Below are 22,202 nucleotides of genomic sequence, written 5' to 3'. Positions count from 1 at the left end.
CCCCCGGACCCGGGGCGTCCGCGCGGGGCGCGGCCGGTGCGGGGGCGGACCGCGGGGCGCCCGGGGCGGGGTCAGGCCAGATAGGCCGGGGCCGCCTCGGGCAACGTAAATCGGAACCGGGCGCCGCCGCCGCGGGCGCGCTCCACGCTGATGGTTCCGCCGTGGGCCTCGACGATGCCCTTGACGATGTACAGGCCGAGGCCGGTGCCGCCGCGCTTGCTGCCGCGCCAGAAGCGGGTGAAGACACGGTTCACCGATTCCTCGGGGATGCCGGGTCCTTCGTCGCTCACGGTGACAGCTGTTCCTTCGGTGTCGTTCTTCAGGGGCGCGGGTGCCACGTCGATGGTGACAGTACCTTCCCCGTGGCGCACCGCGTTTTCCAGGAGGTTGCTGAGGATCTGGTCGATCTTGTCGGGGTCGGCCCACAGGGCGGGCAGCGGCCGGTGCAGCCGGACGAGGAAACGCTCCGGCGGCTGTCCCGCGGCGACCAGGGCGTGGACGTGGCGGCCGACGGCGGCGGCGAGGTCGACGGGCTGGCGGCGGACCTCCAGGCGCCCGGAGTCGATGCGGGAGATGTCGAGGAGCTCGGCGATGAGCCGGGTCACCCGTCCCGCGTCGGCGTCGACGGTCTCCAGCATGAGCCGCTTCTGGTCGTCGGTGAACCGGTCCCACTTGGCCAGCAGGGTGGCGGTGAACCCCTTGACGCTGGTCAGCGGCGAGCGCAGCTCATGGGCGACGGTGGCGATCAGCTCGGCGTGGCTGCGCTCGGTACGCCTGCGGGCCTCGGTGTCGCGGAGGCTGACGACGACCTGGCGGACCGGGCCGAGCGGCTCCTCGCGCACGTAGCGGGCGCTGACCAGGACCTCGCGGCCGCCGGGGAGCAGGAGGTTCCGCTCGGGCTGGCCGGCGCGGATGGCGAGGCCGCCGAAGGGGTCGGTCAGCTCCCACCAGCGGCGGCCCTTGAGGTCCTCCAGCGGCAGGGCCTTCGCCAGCGGAAGGCCGAGGACGTCGCCGGCGCGGACGGCGCAGATCCGGGCGGCGGCGCGGTTGAAGCAGACGACGCGGCCACGGTGGTCGGCCACGACCAGGCCGTCGGGCAGGTCGTCGGGCACGAGCGCCGGTCCGCCGGTGCCGTGGTCGCGCGTCGTGCCGCGCGGCGCGGGCGGTTCACTCGAACCGGCTGCCATCCCCGTATCCCACCTCTCAGGCCGCTCGAGCCTGCCGGACCGAACCGCTCGGGGGAGTCGAACCCGTGCTGTGGGCCCCCGAGTTGGCCACTCTACTGTTCCCGCCCGTGACATCCACTCCGCGCAGGGGCGCACCAGGGGCGCAGATCGGCGCACACCGGGGGCGCATGGTGGGCGGTACAGGTGCCCCGCTCAGGGCCGGTGGTGGGCGTCGGTCACGCAGTCCCGGTTGCACCCGGCCCGCTCGTACCGTTCACGGAGCGCGGCAGCGGCCTCCTGGTGGCTCACAGACGGGTGCCCGAAGTGGCCGGCGGCCAGCTCCCGCACGGCGGCGACCCGCACCACCGCGGGCTCGCCGGGGCCCGCGGCCCGGCGGGCGGCGGCGATGGCCATGTCGGCGGCGCGCCGCAGCTCCCGGGGGCGGCGGGCCCGGGCGGAGCGTTCGGCGCGCGCCCGCCACCAGGGGCGGGTGGGCCGGCCGCGCAGCAGCAGGGCGAGCAGGAGCACCAGCGCTCCGGCCACCAGGGCGAAGCCGCCTTCCGCCAGCGCGTCCCGCATGGGCCGCTCCCCCCTGGGTGCCCGCCAGATTCCGGTCAGCCGTGGCGCTGGGCGCGCGCCGAGCCGTAGAGGCAGACGGCGGCGGCGGTCGCGAGGTTGAGCGACTCGGCGCGGCCGTGGATGGGGACGCGGACGACGGCGTCGGCCAGTGCCCTGGTCTCCTCGGGCAGGCCCCACGCCTCGTTGCCGAAGATCCAGGCGGTGGGGCCGCCCATGGTGCCGCGGTCCAGTTCGGTGTCGAGGTCGTCCTCGCCCGCGCCGTCGGCGGCGAGGATGCGTACCCCCGCCTCGCGCAGGCCGGTGACGGCGGTCTCGACGGGGACGCCGACCGCGACCGGCAGGTGGAAGAGGGAGCCGACGGAGGCGCGGACGGCCTTCGGGTTGTAGACGTCGACCGAGGCGTCGGTGAGCACCACGGCGTCGGCGCCCGCGGCGTCGGCGCAGCGCAGCACCGTGCCGGCGTTGCCGGGGTCGCGGACGTTGGAGAGGACCGCGACGAGCCGGGGCCGGGCGGCGGTGATGCGGTCGAAGGGGGTGTCGAGGAAGCGGCAGACCCCGACCAGCCCCTGCGGGGTGACGGTGGTGGCGATCTCCGCGATGGTGGCCTCGTCGGCGAGGTGGACGCGGGCGCCCTCGTCGCGGGCGGCGCCGATGATCTCCGCGTACCGCTCGGCGGCCTCGACCGTGGTGAAGAGCTCGACCAGGGTCGGCTCGTCGCCGCTGCGGTGGCCGAGCGCCTCCCGGACCGCCTGGGGCCCCTCGGCGAGGAATCTGCGCTCCTTGCCGCGGACGTTGCGGCGGGCCAGCCGCTTGGCGGCCGTGACCCGCGTGGAGCGCGGGGAGATCAGCTCGGGGGTGCCCATGGATCGGGGTCCAGCTTCTGTGGGTGCGGTCAGGACGGGAGACGCACCGGACCCGCAGGCGGCGGGCGCCTGCGGGTCCGGGTGAAGACGGGTGTGCCTGTTCCTGGGAAGGAGATCAGGCGGCGGTCTTCGGGGCGTTGACGTCGCTCGGCAGCGCCTTCTGGGCGGCCTCGACGAGCGCGGCGAAGGCCGGGGCGTCGTTGACGGCGAGGTCCGCGAGGATCTTGCGGTCGACCTCGATGTTGGCGGCCTTCAGACCCTGGATGAAGCGGTTGTAGGTGACGCCGTTGGCGCGGGCAGCGGCGTTGATGCGCTGGATCCACAGCTGACGGAAGTCGCCCTTGCGCTTCTTGCGGTCGTTGTAGTTGTAGACGAGGGAGTGGGTGACCTGCTCCTTCGCCTTGCGGTACAGGCGCGACCGCTGGCCGCGGTAGCCGCTGGCCTGCTCGAGGATCGCCCGGCGCTTCTTGTGGGCGTTGACTGCCCGCTTGACGCGTGCCACTTGTTGACTCCTTGTAGCGGGGCCGTGGTGGTGTTCACACGGCCCGGTTCGAATTGGTCCCGGTCCCGGCGTCCGGCCTCCGTGGTGGCGGAGGCCGCGACGTCACTTGCCGAGAAGCTTCTTGATCTTCTTGGCGTCGCCCGGGGCCATCTCGGCGTTGCCGGTGAGGCGACGCGTCAGACGGGACGACTTGTGCTCGAGCAGGTGGCGCTTGCCGGCGCGCTCACGGAGCACCTTGCCGGAGCCGGTGATCTTGAAGCGCTTGCTGGCACCGCTGTGCGACTTGTTCTTCGGCATAGCGCCGTTCTCTCCTCGTCAGTGGCGTCCTGGGGCCCGTCCTCACGAACGGGCGGCCCGGAACGTCATATGTGTCGGTTGACGATCACGGAACTCGCGTTCCGGATCATGCCTCGGCAGGGGCCTGCTCGGCGCCGTCGGCGTCAGCTTCGGCCGCCTCGTCGTCCTGGGCCGTACGACCCTGACGCTCGGCCTTGCGGGCGGCCTGCGCCTCGCGTGCCTCGGCCATTGCCTCGGTCTTCTTCTTGTGCGGACCGAGAACCATGATCATGTTGCGGCCGTCCTGCTTCGGGTTCGACTCGATGAACCCGAGGTCCTGGACGTCCTCCGCCAGCCGCTGGAGCAGCCGGAAGCCGAGCTCCGGCCGCGACTGCTCACGACCGCGGAACATGATCGTGATCTTGACCTTGTCGCCCTGCTTGAGGAACCGGACGACATGACCCTTCTTGGTGTCATAGTCGTGCGGGTCGATCTTCGGCCGGAGCTTCATCTCCTTGATGACCGTGTGCGCCTGGTTCTTGCGCGCCTCACGGGCCTTCATGGCCGACTCGTACTTGAACTTTCCGTAGTCCATGAGCTTGCACACGGGCGGACGGGCGGTCGCCGCGACCTCGACGAGGTCGAGGTCGTACTCCTGCGCAAGCTCCAGGGCCTTGGCAAGCGGCACAATGCCGACCTGCTCGCCGCTGGGACCGACAAGTCGGACCTCGGGAACGCGAATCCGGTCGTTGATGCGGGGCTCGGCGCTGATGGATCCTCCTCGGTAGCACCACACGACAGCCTGGCGGGCTGCCGCGTTACGTCTGTGTCAATCAGACCAACCGAGCCGGAACGCGAAAAATGCCCCGGACGATCACACGCGGGGCTCCTGGACTACCGGAACACCGCCGCGTGGACGCGGGGCGCACATCGGGCCTGCCACACTCGGGGTGTGGCGGCCTGACCGGTGACCCGCCGTCCAGGGGACGGCCAGGTGGGAGATCGGAGCCTCCACTTGTGGCCGGACACAGGTGCCCGGCCGGTCGACTACCAAGCATACCAGCGTCGGCACCGTCCGCCGCCCGGGCCGCCGCGGAGTCCGGGGCAGGCCGGAAGGGGCGGGCAGCACCCCATTAGGCTGGGCGGCGCCGGACGCGCCCGAGGGCGCGCCGGAGAGGATTCCCCCCAGGCCACGGGCCGGGCGGGCGCCCTCGGGAACACCCCAGGAACACCCCAGTGACAAGGGAAGAAGACCAGCTGCCATGAGCGACGCCACCCCCGCGGGCGAGGCCCCCGGCTTCGACGAGATGACCCGCGACATCGCCGACGTCCCCGCGGTCGAGGTGATCACCACGGTCGGCGTGCACCTGATGAGTGCCGCCGCCGTCAACCTGGGGCTGGCCGAGGGCGGCGAGGACCACAAGGACCTCGACGAGGCCCGCAAGCTCATCCACTCCCTGGCCGGGCTGCTGGACGCGGGGGCCACCGGGGGGGGGCCGGGGGCGGGGGGGGGGGGGGGGGGGCCGGGGGGCCCCCCCCCCTCCTCGCCGTCCGTGGGCCGGTACGGTCACTCGACCCTGTCGGCCTCCACCGGAAGCCCGCCCGGCGGATGGGTGAAGCGGTGGGCCAGGGCGGCGAGGCCGCCGCCGATCAGCGGCGCCAGGATGAAGAGCCAGAGCTGGGTGATGGCCGCGCCGCCCGCGAAGAGGGCGGGGCCGAGGCTGCGGGCCGGGTTGACCGAGGTGCCGGTCAGCGGGATGCCGACGATGTGGATCGCGGCGAGGGCGAGGCCGATGGGCAGGCCGTCGAAGCCGACCACCGCGAGCCGGTTGGTGACCGCGAGGACGATGAAGACCAGCAGGAAGGTCAGCACCACCTCGGCGAGGAAGGCGCCGCCCATCCCCAGCTCCACCGCCGAGCGGTCGGCGAAGCCGTTGGTGCCGAACTGGGCGTGGGTCTCCAGCCCCGGTACCTGCTTGGCCAGCAGGAAGAGCACGGCCGAGCCGACGATGCAGCCGAGCACCTGCGCCACCCAGTAGCCGACGGCCGAGCGCAGGTCGATGCGGCCGGCCGTGTACATGCCGAGGGTGACCGCCGGGTTGACGTGGCAGCCGGAGACGGGGCCGAGCGCGTAGCAGAGGGCGAGCAGGACGAAGCCGAAGGCCAGGGCGATACCGACGGTGCCGATGAAGTCCCCGGCGAGGACCGCCGCCCCGACGGCGAAGAACACCAGCAGCGCGGTGCCGGTGAACTCCGATATGAGCGCACGCGTAGACATGGACACACCTCGCGATTACTTCCGGTTCGGGATGGTTCGTTCCGGTTTCTTCGCCGATTGTGCCCCTGGTTCCCCCGCCCTGCCTGTCGGCGCGGAAGCGTTCCCCCGGCGGCCCCGTCAGCGCTGGTAGACGGGCTCCTCGGCCGGCCCGTCGGCCGAGGCGGGCAGCACCGCCAGGTCGAGGCCGCGGACCAGGCGGGCACGGAGCGGCTCGGCGGCGGCCAGCGCCCGGGCGACCCGGTTCAGGGTGACGGCCGGGTCGGCGCCGGGGGCCAGCACCACGGCGAGCACGCCGTCGGTGGCGCCGGTGGAGCGGGCCAGGTGGGCGCGGACCACCTCGGGCTCGGCCGCCAGCGCCTCACGGACCGCCCCGGTGACGGCCGGGTCGGCCAGCGGGTCGGGGTCGGTGCGCCCCTCGGCGAGGGCGCGCAGGGCCGCGCCCGTCAGCTCGTAGGGCACCGGTCCGGCCAGGTCGAGGACGAGGGTGTCGGCCCGCTCGTGCGCGGCGGCCTCCAGGGCCTGGTGGAGGGCGACGGCGACGGGGCGCGCGCCGGGGTCCCAGCGGGCGAGGGACTCCGTGGAGGTGAAGGCGGGCAGGGCGGTGCGCTCGCCGGCCTTGAGGGTGGGGACCGCCATGTCGCTGGTCTTCTCGCGGCGCAGCCCGTTCTCGTCCACCTCGCTCTCGCCGAGGACGGCGACGACCGGAACGAGCAGCCGGGCGGTGCGCAGCGCCTCCAGCACCGGCCGGTGCCGGGTGCGGTCCTCGGCCCAGGCGGCGAGCGCGGCGCCCAGCGCGGGGTCGGCGGTGCCGTCGTCGTCGGAGAAGGGGGAGTCGGGAATGTTCTTGTTCGCCACGCCGTGAGCCTATCGAGGCGGCCTCGGCGGAGGGGCCCGGGGCGGGCCGGTGCCGGGCGGCTCAGCGCAGCGGTGCGCGGCCGCGCCAGAGGAGGACGGCGGCGGCCAGCAGCAGCACCCCGAGGCCGCCCGCGGCGGGCCCGGCCCAGTCGGCGCCGGAGCCGGTGTCGTGCGGGCCGGGGCCGGGGCCGAAGTGGGTGGAGGAGTGGGCGGCGGGCTTCAGCTTCTCGGGGTCGAGCCGTCCCCCGGCCTCGACGGCGGCGGCGGCGTCGACCAGTCCGCGCCCCCGGGAGTCGTCACGGCCGCCGCCGGGGCTGTCCCGGGCGGTGTCCTCCAGGAGGCGTTTGATCTGGACGGGGGTCAGCTCCGGGTGGGCGGCCCGGACCAGGGCGACGGTGCCGGAGACGGCGGCCGCGGCGGCGCTGGTGCCCCACCCCTCGTAGTAGCGGCGGTCGGGGTCGGCGAGGACGATGTCGTCGCCGGGGGCGCTGACCGTGGCGTACCAGCGGCGGGTGGAGAAGGCGGCACGTTCGCCGAAGCGGTCGACGGCGGTGACGGCGATGACGCCCGGGTAGGCCGCCGGGTAGGAGACGTGGTCGCCCTTCTCGCCGCCGTTCCCGGCGGAGGCGACAACCACGGCGCCCTTCTTCAGGGCGTACTGGACGGCGGCGTCCTCGGCGGCCTCGGGGTGGGCGGACTCGCTGTCGTCGCCGAGGGAGAGGTTGATGACGTCGGCGCCCTGGTCGGCGGCCCAGCGGATGCCCTCGGCCAGCGCGCCGCCCCGGGTGGAGCGGGCCTTCTTGCGGGCGGGGTCGCCGTCCTCCAGGATCACCCGGACCGGGAGGATCTTGGCCTCGGGGGCGACACCCATCACGCCGTCGCCGTCCTCGGGCCCGTGGCCGTGACCGGCGATGACCGAGGCCATGGCGGTGCCGTGGCGGGCCCAGGGCCGGTCACCGGGACCGGCGCCGAACCCTATGAGGTCCTTGCCGTCCAGGACGTTGCGCTCCAGGTCGGGGTGGTCGGCGTCGACGCCGGTGTCCAGGACGGCGACGGTGACGCCCTTGCCCTGGGTGGTGCGCCAGGCGTCCTCGGCGTGGAGCGCCTCCAGGCCCCACTGCTGGGCGCGGATGCCGTCGGCGTGGGCGACGGTGGGCAGCAGGGCGAGGCAGGTGGCGACGGCCGGTACGCCGAGGGCGCGGAAGGCGCGGCGGGGTCGGGGCACGGTCACCGTTCCTCGGTGTCGGGGCGGGCGAGGGAGCGCAGGCGGGCGGTGGCGCGCTCGGTGTGGGCGAGCGCGGTGTGGCCGAGGCCCGCCTGGGCCGGGGCGGTGGTGGCGCCGTCGGCGGTGGCGGAGGCGGCCGACTGGGGTTCGGTGATCACCCGCCCGTCGGCGAAGCCGCTGACCGCGTAGACGACGGCGGGCAGGTCGTCCAGGACCGTCAGGGACCAGGAGGCGCGCTGGTCGTCGCCGAAGCCTTCGGCGGGGGTGCCCTCGGCGGCGTAGGGGCGGGGCATCAGGTCGCGGCGCTGGTCGAGCTTCTCGGTGCGGAAGCGGGTCCGCAGGTCGGTCATGGTCTGTTCGCCGGCGCGGGTGAAGAGGAGGCCGACGGTGACGACCTCGCTGCGGGTGGCGTCGGTGTAGGTGGCGCGGAGCAGGCGGGCGCAGCCGGCCGGTGCGAGGACGGAGGCGAGGAGCGGGTCGAGGGCCTTGGCGCAGCCGCTGTCGGGGGCGACGGCGATCCGGGTCCAGGTGCGGTCGGCGCCGCCGGGTCCGGCCTTCTTCCCCTCGACCGTCGGCGGGAAGAGGCGGTCGACGGGGGCGTCGTGCCACAGGGCGGCGCCCGCCGCGAAGCGGTCGGCGGCGCCCGCGGAGTCCCCGCCGGCGAGCCAGGTGCCGGCCGCGCCGCCCGCGACCAGGCCGAGGCCGAGCACGAGGCAGACGGCGGCGGCCGCGGTACGGCGCGGGGAGCGGGGCACGGGGCGCAGCCGCGTGGTGGCCTCGTCGTGTCCGGGTCCCCTGGGGGCGGCGGCGAACGGGGCTCCGGCGCCGGGCCGGTCGGTGAGGTCGACGGCGCCGGTGTGCCGCCGGTCGCGGGGCCGGGGCTCGGCGGGACGGGGCGTGGGGAAGGCCGGGAAGGTGCGGGGGCTCTTCGGCGGGGCGGCGTCGTCGGCCTCGGGCCGCGCGGGCGGCGCGGCGGGGTGGGGGCGGTGGCGCGCGGCGCGGGCTCCTCCGGGCGGCGGGCCGGGGGCGGTGGTACGTCCGGGCGGCGTGCCTGCGTACTCATGCGCCCCCCGTTTTCCCTCACGCGGCCCGGCAGGGGCATCTCGCGCGCCCTCCGTGCGCGTCACTCTACGGGTTGGCGCGGCCTCGGCGGGAACGGCCGCGGCCGTCGGGCCTGTTCTGCCCGGATGATCCCCGGCGGGCGCAGACCGGGCGGGGAGATCCCTGGTCACCCCCTACCCCCGGGTAGGGCTCTCTGGCAGGCTGCGGGCATGACGCCCCTCGCCAACGCCCGTGCCCGGTACGACCGGGCGACGGCGCATCTCGACGCCCCGCTGGCCCTGGTGGACCTGGACGCCTTCGACGCCAACGCCGACGACCTCGTACGCCGGGCCGCGGGCAAGCCGGTCCGTGTGGCGAGCAAGTCGGTGCGCTGCCGCGCGCTGCTGGAGCGGGTGCTGGCCCGCGACGGGTTCGCCGGGGTGATGTCGTACACGCTGGCGGAGTCCTTGTGGCTGGCCCGCTCCGGCGTCGAGGACGTGCTGCTGGCCTATCCCTCGGCGGACCGGGACGGGTACGCGGAGCTGGCGGCCGACCCGAAGCTGGCGGCCTCGGTCACGGTCATAATCGACGACCCGGCGCAGCTCCGGCTGATCGAGGAGGCGCGCGGTCCGGGCGCGGAGGAGATCCGGGTCTGCCTGGAGCTGGACACCTCGCTGCTCCTGCTGGGCGGTCGGGTACGGGTGGGCGCGCGCCGCTCGCCCCTGCACTCCCCCGCCGACGTGGCCGAGCTGGCCCGGCTGGTGGACCGCCGGCCCGGTTTCCGGGTGGTGGGGCTGATGGCCTACGAGGGTCATGTGGCGGGTGTCGGGGACGATGTGGCGGGCAGTCCGCTGCGGTCGCGGGCGATCCGGCTGATGCAGCGGGCGGCGCGGCGGGAGCTGGCGGCGCGCCGGGACGCGGTGGTGCGGGCGGTGCGCGCGGTGGTGCCGGAGCTGGAGTTCGTCAACGGCGGTGGCACGGGCAGTGTGCAGCACACCGTGGCCGAACCGGCGGTGACGGAGGTGGCGGCGGGGTCGGGCCTCTTCGTGCCCCGGCTCTTCGACAACTACACGTCGTTCACCGGGCGTCCGGCGGCGCTCTTCGCCCAGCCGGTGGTGCGCCGGCCCGGGGTGGGCGTGGTGACGGTGCTGGGCGGCGGCTACCCGGCCTCCGGGGTGGCCGGGCCGGACCGCTCGCCGGTGCCGTACCTGCCCGAGGGGCTGCGGTACGACCCGCAGGAGGGGGCGGGCGAGGTGCAGACGCCGCTGCTCGGGCCGCCCGCCGACGATCTGCTGATCGGCGACAAGGTGTGGTTCCGGCACGCGAAGGCGGGCGAGCTGTGCGAGCGGTTCGCCGCGCTCCACCTGGTCTCCGGGGACGCGGTGGTGGACACGGTGCCGACGTACCGGGGCGAGGGGCGGACCTTCCTCTGACCCCCGCGGCGCCGGTCAGCCGCCCGGCGCGGGGGTGAGCCCTTCGCCGACGCCGCCGGTGCCGCCCGAGCCGCCGACCGGCTCGATCCCCTTGACGACGGTGTCCATCAGGCTGAGCGGCGGCCCCTCGGAGCCGGCGTCGAAGGCGAAGCGGACGACCACCATCGCCTCGCTGCCGGCCGAGGAGCGGAAGGCGAGCGACTGCACCCAGCCGCCCTCGCCCGCGCCGGTGGTGACCCGCCAGCGGACGTAGTAGCCGGCCCGGCCGGCCACCGCGACCTGCCCGGCGGCCGCCTTCTCCTTGGCGGTGACGCCGTCGTAGGGGCGGCGGTCGAGGGTGTCGCGGTCGTAGAGGTCGTCCGCGGCCTCGGAGATGTCGGCCTCGGCCACGGCCTTCGGGTCGGTCTCGTCGCTGCCGGTGAGGGTGGCCGAGGTGATCCGGCCGCGGTAGCAGAAGCCGGAGTTGCCGCCGCCGGGGCAGTCGTAGGACGGGTCGGTCACCATGGCGACGTCGCCGACGCTCCGGGTGTTGGCGGTCGTCCAGCCCTCGGGCACCGGCAGGGTGATGCCGTTGAGGTCGTCGGTGAGGACCCGGGGGTCGGCCTCGCCGGTGGGCCCCTGGGTCGGGGTCGGCGTGGGGGTGCCGGCCGCCTCGGAGACGGCGCTGGTCGGCGCGGCCGTGGGCCGGGCGTCGTCCGGGGTGTCCCCGCCGCCCAGCAGCACGACGCCGCCGACGACGCAGGCGGCCACCACGACGGCCCCGGCGATCAGCGCGGCGGTGGTGCCGCGCGGGCGGGAGGGGCCGGGCGCGGGGGCGGGGGTGGGCGGCCCGAAACCGCCGGGGCCGAAGACTCCCTGGGAGCCGTGGGCGGGCGGCGGGCCGAAGCCGCCGTCGGGGGCCACGGGCGAGCCGGGCGGCGGGGCGGCCGGGCCCGGGGCGGTCCGGGGGGCGGGGGCGCGGGTGTGCGCGGTCCAGCCGGTCCCGTCCCACCAGCGTTCGACGGCGGGCGGGGGCGCGGCCGGGTCCACGTACCAACCGGGTGGGGGGAGCGGCGTGTTCATGCGGTCACCCTAGAGCGTTTCCGGCGGGCCCCGTCAGGCCCGCCGGAACCGGCGACGGACTAGAGCGGCGTGACGTACGCTCCCGCGATGCCGCCGTCGACGAGGAAGTCGGTGGCGTTGACGAAGGAGGCGTCGTCGCTGGCGAGGAAGGCGACGGCGGCGGCGATCTCGTCGGCGTCGGCGAACCGCCCGGCGGGGATGTGGACGAGGCGGCGGGCGGCGCGCTCCGGGTCCTTGGCGAACAGCTCCTGGAGGAGCGGGGTGTTGACCGGGCCGGGGCACAGGGCGTTGACGCGGATGCCCTCGCGGGCGAACTGGACGCCGAGTTCGCGGGACATGGCGAGGACGCCGCCCTTGGAGGCGGTGTAGGAGATCTGCGAGGTGGCGGCGCCCATCACGGCGACGAAGGAGGCGGTGTTGATGATCGAGCCCCGGCCCTGGCGCCGCATGTACGGCAGGGCGGCCTTGCAGCAGAGGTAGACGGAGGTGAGGTTGACCTCCTGGACGCGCTTCCACGCCTCCAGACCGGTCTCCAGGATCGAGTCGTCCTCGGGCGGGGAGATCCCGGCGTTGTTGAAGGCGATGTCGACCGAGCCGTACGTGTCGTGGGCGGCCCGGAAGAGGGCGTCGACCTGGTCGGGGTCGGTGACGTCGACCCGGACGAAGAGGCCGCCGGTGGCCTCCGCCGCGGCCTTGCCCGCGGTCTCGTCGATGTCGCCGCAGACCACGTGGGCCCCCTCGGCGGCGAGGCGGCGGGCGGTGGCGAGGCCGATGCCGCTGCCCGCGCCGGTGACGACGGCGGTACGGCCGACGAGACGGCGGCAGACGGGCTGTTCGGCGGCGTCGGGGCGCGGGGTGCTGGGCTGGGTCACTGGGCGGGACCTTCCGTGCTGAGGAAGACGTTCTTGGTCTCGGTGAAGGCGGTGAGGGCGTCGGGGCCGAGTTCCCGGCCGAGCCCGGAGCGGCCGTAGCCGCCGAAGGGGGTGGCGTAGCGGACGGCGGAGTGCGAGTTGACGGAGAGGTTGCCGGCCCGCACGGCGCGGGAGACGCGCAGGGCGCGGCCGACGTCGCGGGTCCACAGGGAGGCGGCGAGGCCGTACTCGGTGTCGTTGGCGAGGCGGACGGCGTCCTCCTCGTCGCGGAAGGGCAGGACGACGGCGACGGGCCCGAAGACCTCCTCGACGGCGACCGGGTCGCGCTCGGCGGCCTGGGTCAGCACGGTCGGCGGGAACCAGAAGCCGGGGCCCTCGGGGGCGGTGCCGCGCAGGCCGGGGGCGCCCTCGGGGACGTAGCCGCGGACCCGGTCCAGCTGGACGCGGGAGATCAGCGGGCCCATGTCGGTGGCCTCGTCGGCCGGGTCGCCGACGGTGACGGCGGACAGGGCGGGTGCGAGCAGGTCGAGGAAGCGGTCGAGGACGGAGTCCTGGACGAGGATGCGGGTGCGGGCGCAGCAGTCCTGGCCGGAGTTGTCGAGGAAGGACATGGGGGCGCCGGCGGCGGCCTGTTCGAGGTCGGCGTCGGCGAAGACGATGTTGGGGCTCTTGCCGCCGAGTTCCAGGGTGAGCCGTTTGACCTGGCCGGCGCAGCGGGCCATGAGGCGCTTGCCGGTGCGGGTGGAGCCGGTGAAGACGATCTTGGCGACGCCGGGGTGGTCGACCAGGGCCTCCCCGGCGACGGGTCCGGTGCCGGGCAGGACCTGGAAGAGGTGCTCGGGCAGGCCGGCGTCGAGGGCGATCTCGGCGAGCCGCAGCGCGGTCAGCGGGGTCGTCTCGGCCGGTTTGAGGATCACCGCGTTGCCCGCGGCGAGCGCCGGTGCGGTGCCCCAGGCGGCGACCGGCATGGGGAAGTTCCAGGGGGCGATGACGCCGACCACGCCGAGCGGTTCGAGGAAGGTGACGTCCACCCCGCCCGCGACGGGGATCTGGCGGCCGTTGAGGCGTTCGACGCCGCCGGCCGCGTAGTCGAGGACGTCGCGGACGTTGGACGCCTCCCAGCGGGCGTTGCCGATCGGGTGGCCGGCCTCGCGTACCTCCAGGAGGGCCAGTTCCTCGGCGTGGCCGTCGACGGCGGCGGCGAACCGGCGCAGCAGCCGGGCCCGGTCGGCGGGGGCGAGGGCGGCCCAGCCGCGCTGGGCGGCGGTGGCGCGGCGGACGGCGGCGTCCACGTCGGCGGGGGTGGCGGCGGGGACGGTGGTGAGGAGTTCGCCGGTGGCCGGGTTGAGGACGGGGAGTTCGGCCTGGCCGTGGGCGGGTGCGGGGTCGGACATGCGGTGCCTCACATGCGTTCGAAGGAGCGGCGCAGCTCCCAGTCGGTGACGGCGGCGTCGAAGGCGTCGAGTTCGACGCGCGCCATGTTCAGGTAGTGCGCGACCACCTCGTCGCCGAAGGCGGCGCGGGCGATGGGGCTGTTCTCCCAGCGGTCGGCGGCCTCGCGGAGGGTGGTGGGGACGCTGTCGTGCCCGGCGGTGTAGGCGTTGCCGGTACAGGCGTCGGGGAGTTCGAGGCGGTGCTCTACGCCGTACAGGCCGGCGGCGACCATGCCGGCGACGGCGAGGTAGGGGTTGACGTCGCCGCCGGGCAGGCGGTTCTCGAAGCGGGTGGCGGGGCCGTGGCCGACGACGCGCAGTGCGCAGGTGCGGTTGTCGTGGCCCCAGGCGACGGCGGTGGGGGCGAAGGAGCCGGGCTGGAACCGCTTGTAGGAATTGATGTTGGGGGCGTACAGGAGGGTGAAGTCGCTGAGGGCGGCGAGCTGTCCGGCGAGGAAGTGGCGCATCAGCTCCGACATGCCGTCGGGCCCGTCGCCCGGCATGGCGGGGGTGCCGTCCTCCTCGGTGAGGGAGAGGTGGATGTGGCAGGAGTTGCCTTCGCGGGCGTCGTACTTGGCCATGAAGGTGAGGGAGACGCCCTCCTGGGAGGCGATCTCCTTGGCGCCGGTCTTGTAGACGGAGTGCTGGTCGCAGGTGGTGAGGGCGTCGTCGTAGCGGAAGACGATCTCGTGCTGGCCGGGATTGCACTCGCCCTTGGCCGACTCGACGGTGAGGCCGGCGGCGGCCATCTCGTTGCGGATGCGGCGCAGCAGCGGCTCGATGCGGCCGGTGCCGAGGACGGAGTAGTCGATGTTGTAGCGGTTGGCGGGGGTCAGGTCCTGGTAGCCGCGGTCCCAGGCGCGTTCGTAGCTGTCCTGGAAGACGATGAACTCCAGCTCGGTGCCGACCTGGGCGGTGAGGCCGCGGTCGGCGAGCCGGTCGAGCTGGCGGCGGAGGATCTGGCGGGGCGCGGCGACCACGGGTGAGCCGTCGCCCCAGGCGAGGTCGGCCATGAGCAGGGCGGTGCCGTCGTTCCAGGGGACTCGGCGCAGGGTGGCGGGGTCGGCGTGGAGGGCGAAGTCGCCGTAGCCGCGGTCCCAGGAGGCCATCGCGTAGCCGTCGACGGTGTTCATCTCGACGTCCACGGCGAGGAGGTAGTTGCACCCCTCGGTGCCGTGGTCGAGGACCTCGTCGAGGAAGAAGGGGGCGGCGAACCGCTTGCCCTGGAGGCGTCCCTGCATGTCGGGGAAGGCCAGGACCACCGTGTCGATCTCTCCGGCGCGGACCAGGCTGCGCAACTCCTCGACGGAGAGCGGGGGTGTGCGGTGTGCCACGGGAATTCCTCCTTCGTCACCGAGGGCCATAAGGTATGGGGAACGACCATTGCTTGGGAAGGGGGTACCGCCGGATGACTGACGCGAGCGCGTCGCCGCGGGGCGCGGACCGGGACCGCGCGCCGGGGGCGCGCGACGACCGCCTCACCCCGGTGCTCCGGCCGGTGCGGGCGGGCAACGGCTTCGAGGAGGCGATGGAACAGATCCTCCAGGTGATCCGCCTGGGCCTGGTCCCGGCGGGCGAGCGGCTGCCCGCGGAGCGGGAGCTGGCCGAGCGGATCGGGGTGAGCCGCGTGACGCTGCGCGAGGTCCTGAAGGCCCTTCAGGACCAGGGGCTGGTGGAGCCGCGGCGCGGCAGGTACGGCGGTACGTTCGTCCGCGCGCCCGGCGCCGGCCCGCACCCGGCGCCCGGGCGGACCGACGCGGCGGCGCTGGAGGACACCCTGCGGTTCCGCGAGGTCCTGGAGGTGGGCGCGGCCGGACTCTGCGCGGCGCACGGCCTCGGCGCGGCCGGGGCCGGGCGGCTGCGCGAGGCGCTGGAGCGCACCGGCGACGCCCCGTCCGAGGAGTACCGCCGCCAGGACACCCTCTTCCACCTCACCCTCGCCGAACTCGCCGGCTCCCCCTCCCTGACCGCCCGGTACGCGGCGGTCCGCGCCGAGGTCAACGGCCTGCTCGACGGCATCCCGCTCCTGGTGCGGAACCTGGAGCACTCCCAGCGGCAGCACGCGGCGCTGGTGGAGGCGGTCCTGGACGGCCAGGCGGACGCGGCCCGGGAGATCATGCGCGAGCACTGCGCGGGCACGGCGGCCCTGCTGCGGGGTTTCCTCACCTGAGCGACGGGTACCTCTGGGCCCGCCGCCGGATTAACCACCGCGTAACGCACGGGTCTTGCGCGGCGCACCCAGGGAGCGCAAAGGTATGGCCTCATTCCATTGCACCTCCACCGCCTCCGTGGGAGTCGTGACATGACCGTGAACCCCGCCCGTCCCGCCCCCGGGGACTCCCCCGGCACCCCGCCGGAGGCCGGCGGGGCCCCCGACGACTACCTGGAACGGCGGGCACTGCGCCGGGGCAGCGCGGGATGGCTGCTGCTGACCGGGCTCGGCGTCGCCTACGTCGTCTCCGGGGACTTCTCCGGCTGGAACTTCGGCCTGGCCGAAGGCGGTTTCGGCGGGCTCGCCATCGCCATGGTGCTGATGGGGATCATGTACGGCTGCATGGTCTTCTCGCTGGCCGAGCTCTCCTCGGTGCTGCCGACGGCGGGCGGCGGCTACGGCTTCGCCCGGCGGGCGCTGGGCCCCTGGGGCGGCTTCCTCACCGGCACCGCCATCCTCATCGAGTACGTGCTGGCCCCCGCCGCCATCTCCATCTTCATCGGCGACTACGTGGAGTCCCTCGGGCTGTTCGGCCTCACCTCCGGCTGGCCGGTCTACCTGTTCTGCTTCGTCGTCTTCATCGGCATCCACCTCTGGGGCGTCGGCGAGGCGCTGCGGTTCAGCTTCGTCGTCACCGGCATCGCCGTGACCGCCCTGCTCATCTTCGCGGTCGGCGCCTTCACCCGCTTCGACGCCGCCAACCTCAACGACATCCCGGTCGACGCGAGCGCCTTCGGCTCCAACTCCTGGCTGCCGATGGGCCTGCTGGGCATCTGGGCGGCGTTCCCGTTCGGCATGTGGTTCTTCCTCGGCGTGGAGGGCGTCCCGCTGGCCGCCGAGGAGACCCGCGAGCCGGCCCGCACCCTGCCGAAGGCGATCCGCTGGTCGATGGCGATCCTGGTGGTGCTGGCGCTGCTCACCTTCTTCGCCTCGGCCGGGTCGCGCGGCGCCGCCGCCATCCAGGACGCGGGCAACCCGCTGGTGGAGGCGCTCCAGCCGGACGGCGAGCCGACCACCCTGAGCCGGATCATCAACTACGCGGGCCTGGCCGGCCTCGTCGCCTCCTTCTTCTCCCTGATCTACGCGGGCTCGCGCCAGCTCTTCGCCCTCTCCCGGGCCGGCTACCTGCCCCGCTTCCTCTCCCTGACCAGCCGCCGCAAGGCCCCTTACCTCGGGCTGCTGGTCCCGGGCGCCATCGGCTTCGGCCTGGCCGCCGCCACCGGCGACGGGGCACGGATGCTCAACGTCGCCGTCTTCGGCGCCACCATCAGCTACGCCCTGATGTCGCTCTCCCACATCGTGCTGCGCCGCCGCGAGCCGGAGCTGCACCGGCCGTACCGCACGCCCGGCGGGGTGGCGACCTCCTCGGTGGCGCTGACGCTGGCCTGCGCGGCGCTGGTGGCGACCTTCCTGGTCGACGTGGTGGCCGCGGTGATCGCCCTGGTGGTCTACGGAGTGGCGGTCGCGTACTTCGGCTTCTACAGCCGCCACCATCTGGTGGCGAAGGCTCCCGAGGAGGAGTTCGCCGCCCTGGCCGCCGCCGAGGCGGAACTCGACCGGGGCTGAGCCCACCGCCGCCCCCGCACCGTCACGCACCACGAGGAGTACGACCCATGCACGTCCCGCCGCTGATCGGCGTCAGCACCTACCTGGAGGACGAGGTCAGCTGGGGGGTGTGGACGATGCCGGCGGCGCTGCTGCCCGTCGGCTACCCCGGCCTGGTCCAGGCGGCCGGCGGCCTCGCCGCGCTGCTCCCGCCCGACGCGCCCGAGCGGGCCACGGCCGCGGTCGCCCGCCTGGACGGCCTGGTCATCGCGGGCGGCCCCGACGTCGAGCCGGTCCGCTACGGGGCCGAGCGCGACCCGCGTACCGGTCCCCCGGCGCGGGCGCGGGACGCCTGGGAGCTGGCGCTGATCGACGCGGCGCTGGCGCTCGGCACGCCGCTGCTGGGGATCTGCCGGGGCATGCAGCTGCTCAACGTGGCGCTCGGCGGCACCCTCGTCCAGCACCTGGACGGCCACACGGGCGCCACCGGGGTCTTCGGCTCCCACCTGGTCAAGCCGGTCCCGGGCAGCCGGTACGCGGCGGTGGTGCCGGAGGAGTCCGCGGTCCCCGCCTACCACCACCAGTGCGTCGCCGAACTGGGGCGGGGCCTCGCCGTCTCCGCCCAGGCCGACGACGGCACGGTGGAGGCGATCGAGCCGGCCGGGGAGCAGTGGGTGCTGGGCGTCCAGTGGCACCCGGAGATGGGCGAGGACACCCGGGTGATGCGGGGGCTGGTGGAGGCGGCGGCCGCCTGGGGCGGGCGGCGCGCCGGCTGACGCCCAGGTCAGCCCCGCCCGCCACGGGTCAGCGCCAGCAGGTCCCGGGCCGGGCCGACGGGCGGGTGGCCGGCCGGCCAGACGGCGCGCAGTTCACGGGTGAGCCGGACGCCCTCCACGGGAATCTTCACCAGCCGCCCGGCGGCCAGTTCGTCGCTCACGGCGAGTTCGCTGAGGACGGCCGGGCCCGCGCCGCTGGCGACGGCGGCCTTGAGGGCGGTGGTCGAGGCGAGTTCCAGCAGGGGCGCGGCCAGCCCGCCGACCGCCTCGGCGAGCACCTGGCGCGTCCCGGAGCCCTCCTCCCGGAGGATCAGCGGGCGACCGGAAAGTTCCGCGGCGTCCAGCGGGGCGGTGCGGCGCGTCCAGGGGTGGCCGGGCGCGGTGACGACCACCAGGCGGTCCCGGGCCACGGTCACCGCGTCGAGCCCGGCCGGCACGGCGGGCCCCTCGACGAACCCGAGGTCGGCCTCGCCGTCCAGCAGCAGGGCGGCGACCGCCTCGGAGTTGCCCGCGCGCAGCGAGACGGCGGTGGCCGGGCGCAGCGGGCGCAGGGCGATGAGCCAGCCGGGCAGCAGGTACTCGGCGATGGTGAGGCTGGCGGCGACCCGGAGCCGGGCGTCGCGCCGGTCGCGCAGCGCCTGCACCCCGGCGTCGAAGGCGGCCGACGCCTCGACGACCCGGCCCGCCCAGTCGGTGACCAGGGCCCCGGCCGGGGTGAGCCGCGAGCCGCGCGGTGAGCGGTCGACCAGCGCGAGGCCAAGGTCGCGCTCCATCGCCCGGACCCGGCCGCTGGCGGCGGGCTGGCTGATGCCCAGTTCCTCGGCGGCCCGGCCGAGGCTGCCGAGGCGGGCGACGGCCAGGAGCAGCTGGAGCGAGCCGAGCGCGGGCATCCGGTGGGCGAGAGACGGGTCGGCGGGGGCGGGGCCGGCCGGCTCCGGGGCGTACGGCTCGTCGGTGCTCATAGGACCAGGTTATGAGGCCATGGCTCGCCGGTGGCTGGTGGGCCCGACCTGGGGAAAGGCAGAGTGGAGGGATGGTTGCCCTCACCACGCGTCCCGCCGTCCCGCCCGCCTCCTCGCCGGCCGGCGCGCCGGTGCGCCGCCTGCCCGCCCTGCGCCACCTGGGCCCCAACTGGTACGCCTCGGTGATGGGGACCGCGATCGTGGCGACCGCGGGGGCGGGCCTGCCGTGGCAGCCGCCGGGGATGCGGACGGCGCTGACCGTGGTGTGGGCGCTCTCCGCGCTCCTGCTGGGGGTGCTGCTCGCCGCCCGCGCGCTGCACTGGGCGCACCACCGGGACCAGGCGCGCGCCCACCTCCTGGACGCCTCCATGGCCCCGTTCTACGGCTGCCTGGCGATGGCGCTGCTGGCGGTCGGCGGGGCGACGCTGGTGGTGGGCTCCGACTGGATCGGGGTACGGGCGGCGGTCGCCGTCGACCTGGTGCTGTTCACGGCCGGAACGGTGACCGGCGTCCTGGCGGCCGTCGCCGTGCCGTACCTGATGGTGACGCGGCACCGGCCGCCGCTCGCGGACGCCTCCCCGGTGTGGCTGCTGCCGGTGGTCGCCCCGATGGTCTCGGCGGCGCTCGGTCCGCTGCTGGTGCCGCACCTGCCCGCGGGCCAGCTCCGCCAGACCCTCCTGTACTGCTGTTACGGCCTCTTCGGGCTGAGCCTGCTCGGCGCGCTGCTGATGCTGCCGCTGGTCTTGGGGCGGCTGCTGACCGGCGGCCCGCCCGCCCTGGCGCTGACGCCCACGCTTTTCCTGGTGCTGGGACCGCTCGGCCAGTCCACCACCGCCGTCCACCAGCTCGCCGAGGCGGCGCAGGGCGTCGTCCCCGGACCCTACGCCGGGGGCTTCGCCACCCTCGCCGTGCTGTACGGGGTGCCGGTGATGGGGTTCGCCGCGCTCTGGCTGGGGCTGGCCGGGGCACTGGTGGTGCGGGCGCTGCGGCGCGGCCTGGGCTTCTCGCTGACCTGGTGGGGGTTCACCTTCCCGGTCGGCACCTGTGTCACGGGCCTGGCGGGGCTCGGCAGCCGGACCGGCCTGGGCCTCTTCGACCTGGCCGCGACGGGCCTGTACGCGCTGCTGGTGGCGGCCTGGCTGGTGGCGTGCGCCGGCACCGCGCGCCGCCTGGTCACGGGCCGGCTGCCGGCGCCGCCCGCCTGAGCGAGACGGGCCGGTCGCCGGTCAGTCGCGGGTGTCCTCGTCGGTGGCGACGTGGTCGGCGACGGTGATGACGAGGATGCGAGTGTCGGGCCCGGTGGCGCGCCAGCGGTGGCGGACCCCGCCGGTGAGGTAGAGCGTGTCCCCCTTGCCCAGGCGGTGGGCCCGCCCCTCGGCCTCGACCTCGGCCGAGCCCTCGACGACGTAGAGCAGTTCGTCGTTGCGGTGGACCTGTTCGCGGCCCTCGTCGTGGTCCCCGGTGAATTCCAGCGCCTCCAGCTGGTGGTGTCCGGGGATGAGGGTGCGGACCTCCTTGGCGCCCGGGCTCTCGGGTCCGGCGCGGACCACTTCCACGGTGTGGGCGGGGTCGACGGAGTCCATCAGCTCGACGGCGGTGGTCTCCAGCGCGTCGGCGACGGCCTCCAGCGAACGCAGGCTGGGGCGGGCCCGCTGGTTCTCCACCTGGCTGAGGAAGGGCACGGAGAGCCCGCTGCGCTCCGCGACGGCGGCGAGCGTCAGCTCCAGGGCACGGCGGCGCCGCCGTACGGCTGGTCCGACCCGCAGGGTCACTTTCTCGTCCATCGCTGCGGCGCCCCCTCGTGTTCCTCGGCTCCCGTGGGTGTTCCGGCACCCTACGCAGGTCCGGCGGACGGCGGGCCTCCCGGACGGCGTCCGGAAGCACCCCCTCCTGGTAACCCTGCCCGAAGGACCCGCCCCCTGGCGAGTGGAAAGCCATGACCGGCGGGATCGCCGGGCGCACGGGGGCGCATGCCGAAGGGGCGGACCCCGCCTCGCGGTGGGGTCCGCCCCTTGGCCGGGCGCGCCGGGGGCGCGCCGTCAGGTGACGCTCCGGTCACGTGGAGTGGTCCGGTGCCGGGGCACCGGAACCCTCACGCGGGGTGCTCCAGGCTCACATGGGTGCGAGCTTGTCGACCATCTCCGGGTTCTCCTTGAGCCAGGCGTCGACGGCCTGCTCCTCCTTGCCGGTGCCGAGCTTCTGGATCTCGTTCTCCAGCCCGGCGAGCTGGTCCTCGCTGAGCTCGAAGTCGCGGAACCAGTCCGAGGCGACCGGGTAGTTCTCGGTGAACGACTTGTGCGCCACGGTCCGCAGCTGGTCACCCTCGCCGAAGAGCTTCTTCGGGTCCTCGAGCTTGTTCAGCTTGTACTCGTTGTACGCCCAGTGGGGCGTCCAGAGCATGACCGCGATCGGCTCCTTCTTGGCGTACGCCCGCTTCAGCTCGGCGAGCATGCCCGGGGTGGAGCTGTCGACGACCTTGTACTCGCCGCTCAGGCCGTAGCCGGGGACGACCTTGTTCTTCAGGATGTCCATCGTCTCGGTACCGGCCTCGATACCGACGATGCGCCCGTCGAACTGCTCGCCCTTGCCCTTGAGGTCGGCGAGGGACTTGACGTCCTTCACGTAGTCGGGGACGGCCAGCTCCAGCGAGGTGGGGCCGTACCAGTCACCGAGGTCGACCAGTTCGTTCTGGTACTTGTCCCAGTACTTCTTCTGCGTGTTCGGCAGCCAGGCGTCGAACTGCACGTCGATCTGGCCGCGCGACATCGCCGCGTACATCGGGCCGACCTCGAACTGGTGCAGGTTCATCTTGTAGCCGCGGTCCTCGAGGACGTGCTTCCACAGGTACGTGGCGGCGATGTCCTCCTCCCACGGGAACCAGGCTGGTCAGCTGCTCCTCGGACATCTTGAAGTCCTTGAGCCACTTGCCCACCTCGGGGAACTCCTTCGAGAACCCCTTGCGCGCCAGCGTGTGGATCTCATCGCCCTCGCCCCAGGCACCCTCGGGGTCCTTCAGCTTGGTGAGGTCGAACTCGTTGTACGCCCAGTGCGGCGACCACAGGGTGACCGCGATCGGCTCCTTCTTGGCGTACGCACGCTTCAGCTCGGCCAGCATCGCCGGC

At 74.6% G+C, this 22,202-nt stretch carries 21 protein-coding genes and 2 pseudogenes; 6 read left to right on the top strand and 17 right to left on the bottom strand.

What is annotated here, in order from left to right; all coding sequences use genetic code 11:
- Positions 1 to 71: 71 nt before the first annotated feature.
- The 6 genes from IF45_RS0115840 to infC form a co-directional block, all read right to left on the bottom strand.
- Positions 72 to 1,187, bottom strand: coding sequence for a sensor histidine kinase (locus tag IF45_RS0115840; RefSeq protein WP_003947152.1), 1,116 nt, complete (start codon positions 1,185 to 1,187; stop codon positions 72 to 74).
- 192 nt (positions 1,188 to 1,379) lie between these two features.
- Positions 1,380 to 1,745, bottom strand: a complete 366-nt coding sequence (locus IF45_RS0115835) for a hypothetical protein (protein ID WP_015508137.1) — start codon at positions 1,743 to 1,745, stop codon at positions 1,380 to 1,382.
- 35 nt (positions 1,746 to 1,780) lie between these two features.
- The gene (locus tag IF45_RS0115830; protein WP_010636635.1) at positions 1,781 to 2,608 is read right to left on the bottom strand and encodes a TrmH family RNA methyltransferase; all 828 of its coding nucleotides are present in this window, start codon (positions 2,606 to 2,608) and stop codon (positions 1,781 to 1,783) included.
- A gap of 115 nt (positions 2,609 to 2,723) precedes the next feature.
- Complete coding sequence (rplT, locus tag IF45_RS0115825; RefSeq protein ID WP_003947155.1) at positions 2,724 to 3,110, bottom strand: 50S ribosomal protein L20; 387 nt, start codon at positions 3,108 to 3,110, stop codon at positions 2,724 to 2,726.
- Positions 3,111 to 3,212: 102 nt separating this feature from the next.
- Positions 3,213 to 3,407, bottom strand: a complete 195-nt coding sequence (gene rpmI, locus IF45_RS0115820) for a 50S ribosomal protein L35 (RefSeq protein WP_003947156.1) — start codon at positions 3,405 to 3,407, stop codon at positions 3,213 to 3,215.
- A gap of 106 nt (positions 3,408 to 3,513) precedes the next feature.
- Positions 3,514 to 4,182, bottom strand: a complete 669-nt coding sequence (gene infC / locus IF45_RS0115815; protein WP_003947157.1) for a translation initiation factor IF-3 — start codon at positions 4,180 to 4,182, stop codon at positions 3,514 to 3,516.
- A 466-nt stretch (positions 4,183 to 4,648) separates the two neighbouring features.
- Here infC and IF45_RS32395 point away from each other — a divergent pair.
- Positions 4,649 to 4,873, top strand: a pseudogene (locus IF45_RS32395) (DUF1844 domain-containing protein); the annotation flags it as partial.
- An 80-nt stretch (positions 4,874 to 4,953) separates the two neighbouring features.
- Here the strand turns inward: IF45_RS32395 and IF45_RS0115810 are convergent.
- The 4 genes from IF45_RS0115810 to IF45_RS31410 all read right to left on the bottom strand — a co-directional run bounded on the left by IF45_RS0115810 (position 4,954) and on the right by IF45_RS31410 (position 8,871).
- Positions 4,954 to 5,664, bottom strand: a complete 711-nt coding sequence (locus tag IF45_RS0115810) for an MIP family channel protein (RefSeq protein ID WP_008406244.1) — start codon at positions 5,662 to 5,664, stop codon at positions 4,954 to 4,956.
- A gap of 117 nt (positions 5,665 to 5,781) precedes the next feature.
- Positions 5,782 to 6,519 (bottom strand): SseB family protein, encoded by a 738-nt coding sequence (locus tag IF45_RS0115805; RefSeq protein ID WP_003947160.1) that lies wholly within the window; start codon positions 6,517 to 6,519, stop codon positions 5,782 to 5,784.
- 61 nt (positions 6,520 to 6,580) lie between these two features.
- Positions 6,581 to 7,750: a type VII secretion-associated serine protease mycosin gene (mycP, locus tag IF45_RS0115800; RefSeq protein WP_030308022.1), complete on the bottom strand. Its 1,170-nt coding sequence runs from the start codon at positions 7,748 to 7,750 to the stop codon at positions 6,581 to 6,583.
- Positions 7,747 to 8,871: a hypothetical protein gene (locus IF45_RS31410; protein ID WP_256671084.1), complete on the bottom strand. Its 1,125-nt coding sequence runs from the start codon at positions 8,869 to 8,871 to the stop codon at positions 7,747 to 7,749. The genes mycP and IF45_RS31410 overlap by 4 nt, the downstream gene beginning before the upstream one ends.
- A 144-nt stretch (positions 8,872 to 9,015) precedes the next feature.
- On the opposite strand from IF45_RS31410, the gene IF45_RS0115790 reads away from it, so the two are divergent.
- Complete coding sequence (locus IF45_RS0115790) at positions 9,016 to 10,218, top strand: alanine racemase (protein ID WP_008410486.1); 1,203 nt, start codon at positions 9,016 to 9,018, stop codon at positions 10,216 to 10,218.
- Between the two features lie 15 nt (positions 10,219 to 10,233).
- Here the strand turns inward: IF45_RS0115790 and IF45_RS0115785 are convergent, their stop codons facing one another.
- From IF45_RS0115785 to IF45_RS0115770, 4 genes are read right to left on the bottom strand one after another with little or no spacing between them, the layout of a single operon-like run.
- Positions 10,234 to 11,280 (bottom strand): DUF2510 domain-containing protein, encoded by a 1,047-nt coding sequence (locus IF45_RS0115785; RefSeq protein WP_030308020.1) that lies wholly within the window; start codon positions 11,278 to 11,280, stop codon positions 10,234 to 10,236.
- A gap of 59 nt (positions 11,281 to 11,339) precedes the next feature.
- Entirely contained in the window at positions 11,340 to 12,152 is an 813-nt protein-coding gene (locus IF45_RS0115780) for a 3-oxoacyl-ACP reductase (protein ID WP_003947165.1), read from the bottom strand.
- Positions 12,149 to 13,546, bottom strand: a complete 1,398-nt coding sequence (locus IF45_RS0115775) for an aldehyde dehydrogenase family protein (RefSeq protein WP_030308019.1) — start codon at positions 13,544 to 13,546, stop codon at positions 12,149 to 12,151. The genes IF45_RS0115780 and IF45_RS0115775 overlap by 4 nt, the downstream gene beginning before the upstream one ends.
- An 8-nt stretch (positions 13,547 to 13,554) precedes the next feature.
- Positions 13,555 to 14,919 (bottom strand): glutamine synthetase family protein, encoded by a 1,365-nt coding sequence (locus tag IF45_RS0115770; protein WP_003947167.1) that lies wholly within the window; start codon positions 14,917 to 14,919, stop codon positions 13,555 to 13,557.
- A gap of 74 nt (positions 14,920 to 14,993) precedes the next feature.
- Between IF45_RS0115770 and IF45_RS0115765 the strand changes: the two genes are divergently transcribed.
- The 3 genes from IF45_RS0115765 to IF45_RS0115755 all read left to right on the top strand — a co-directional run bounded on the left by IF45_RS0115765 (position 14,994) and on the right by IF45_RS0115755 (position 18,118).
- Positions 14,994 to 15,755 carry a FadR/GntR family transcriptional regulator gene (locus IF45_RS0115765; RefSeq protein ID WP_003947168.1) on the top strand — a complete coding sequence of 254 codons (762 nt, stop codon included), beginning with the start codon at positions 14,994 to 14,996 and terminating at the stop codon, positions 15,753 to 15,755.
- A gap of 132 nt (positions 15,756 to 15,887) precedes the next feature.
- Positions 15,888 to 17,363: an ethanolamine permease gene (gene eat / locus IF45_RS0115760; protein WP_010636644.1), complete on the top strand. Its 1,476-nt coding sequence runs from the start codon at positions 15,888 to 15,890 to the stop codon at positions 17,361 to 17,363.
- A gap of 47 nt (positions 17,364 to 17,410) precedes the next feature.
- Positions 17,411 to 18,118 carry a gamma-glutamyl-gamma-aminobutyrate hydrolase family protein gene (locus IF45_RS0115755; RefSeq protein WP_008410492.1) on the top strand — a complete coding sequence of 236 codons (708 nt, stop codon included), beginning with the start codon at positions 17,411 to 17,413 and terminating at the stop codon, positions 18,116 to 18,118.
- 8 nt (positions 18,119 to 18,126) lie between these two features.
- Here IF45_RS0115755 and IF45_RS0115750 read toward each other — a convergent pair whose 3' ends face one another.
- On the bottom strand, positions 18,127 to 19,080 hold the full coding sequence (locus IF45_RS0115750) for a LysR family transcriptional regulator (protein ID WP_030308017.1): 954 nt from the start codon (positions 19,078 to 19,080) through the stop codon (positions 18,127 to 18,129).
- Between the two features lie 71 nt (positions 19,081 to 19,151).
- On the opposite strand from IF45_RS0115750, the gene IF45_RS0115745 reads away from it, so the two are divergent.
- The gene (locus IF45_RS0115745) at positions 19,152 to 20,285 is read left to right on the top strand and encodes a TDT family transporter (RefSeq protein ID WP_030308015.1); all 1,134 of its coding nucleotides are present in this window, start codon (positions 19,152 to 19,154) and stop codon (positions 20,283 to 20,285) included.
- Between the two features lie 21 nt (positions 20,286 to 20,306).
- Here IF45_RS0115745 and IF45_RS0115740 read toward each other — a convergent pair whose 3' ends face one another.
- Both IF45_RS0115740 and IF45_RS31405 read right to left on the bottom strand, forming a co-directional pair.
- On the bottom strand, positions 20,307 to 20,864 hold the full coding sequence (locus IF45_RS0115740) for a helix-turn-helix domain-containing protein (protein WP_008414772.1): 558 nt from the start codon (positions 20,862 to 20,864) through the stop codon (positions 20,307 to 20,309).
- 328 nt (positions 20,865 to 21,192) lie between these two features.
- A pseudogene (locus tag IF45_RS31405) lies at positions 21,193 to 22,202 on the bottom strand (glycine betaine ABC transporter substrate-binding protein); the annotation flags it as partial.

It is taken from the genome of Streptomyces albidoflavus, assembly GCF_000719955.1.
GTDB lineage: Bacteria > Actinomycetota > Actinomycetes > Streptomycetales > Streptomycetaceae > Streptomyces > Streptomyces albidoflavus.
Note: the sequence above shows the minus strand (reverse complement) of the source record. Positions and strands in the feature narration are given on the sequence as shown.

Bases quoted from the DNA above. Each gene is read 5' to 3' on its own strand.
- IF45_RS0115840 (WP_003947152.1), bottom strand. From the start codon at position 1,187: ATGGCAGCCGGTTCGAGTGAACCGCCCGCGCCGCGCGGCACGACGCGC.
- IF45_RS0115835 (WP_015508137.1), bottom strand. From the start codon at position 1,745: ATGCGGGACGCGCTGGCGGAAGGCGGCTTCGCCCTGGTGGCCGGAGCG.
- IF45_RS0115830 (WP_010636635.1), bottom strand. From the start codon at position 2,608: ATGGGCACCCCCGAGCTGATCTCCCCGCGCTCCACGCGGGTCACGGCC.
- rpmI (WP_003947156.1), bottom strand. From the start codon at position 3,407: ATGCCGAAGAACAAGTCGCACAGCGGTGCCAGCAAGCGCTTCAAGATC.
- IF45_RS0115810 (WP_008406244.1), bottom strand. From the start codon at position 5,664: ATGTCTACGCGTGCGCTCATATCGGAGTTCACCGGCACCGCGCTGCTG.
- IF45_RS0115790 (WP_008410486.1), top strand. From the start codon at position 9,016: ATGACGCCCCTCGCCAACGCCCGTGCCCGGTACGACCGGGCGACGGCG.
- IF45_RS0115785 (WP_030308020.1), bottom strand. From the start codon at position 11,280: ATGAACACGCCGCTCCCCCCACCCGGTTGGTACGTGGACCCGGCCGCG.
- IF45_RS0115775 (WP_030308019.1), bottom strand. From the start codon at position 13,546: ATGTCCGACCCCGCACCCGCCCACGGCCAGGCCGAACTCCCCGTCCTC.
- IF45_RS0115765 (WP_003947168.1), top strand. From the start codon at position 14,994: ATGACTGACGCGAGCGCGTCGCCGCGGGGCGCGGACCGGGACCGCGCG.
- eat (WP_010636644.1), top strand. From the start codon at position 15,888: ATGACCGTGAACCCCGCCCGTCCCGCCCCCGGGGACTCCCCCGGCACC.
- IF45_RS0115755 (WP_008410492.1), top strand. From the start codon at position 17,411: ATGCACGTCCCGCCGCTGATCGGCGTCAGCACCTACCTGGAGGACGAG.
- IF45_RS0115750 (WP_030308017.1), bottom strand. From the start codon at position 19,080: ATGAGCACCGACGAGCCGTACGCCCCGGAGCCGGCCGGCCCCGCCCCC.
- IF45_RS0115745 (WP_030308015.1), top strand. From the start codon at position 19,152: ATGGTTGCCCTCACCACGCGTCCCGCCGTCCCGCCCGCCTCCTCGCCG.
- IF45_RS0115740 (WP_008414772.1), bottom strand. From the start codon at position 20,864: ATGGACGAGAAAGTGACCCTGCGGGTCGGACCAGCCGTACGGCGGCGC.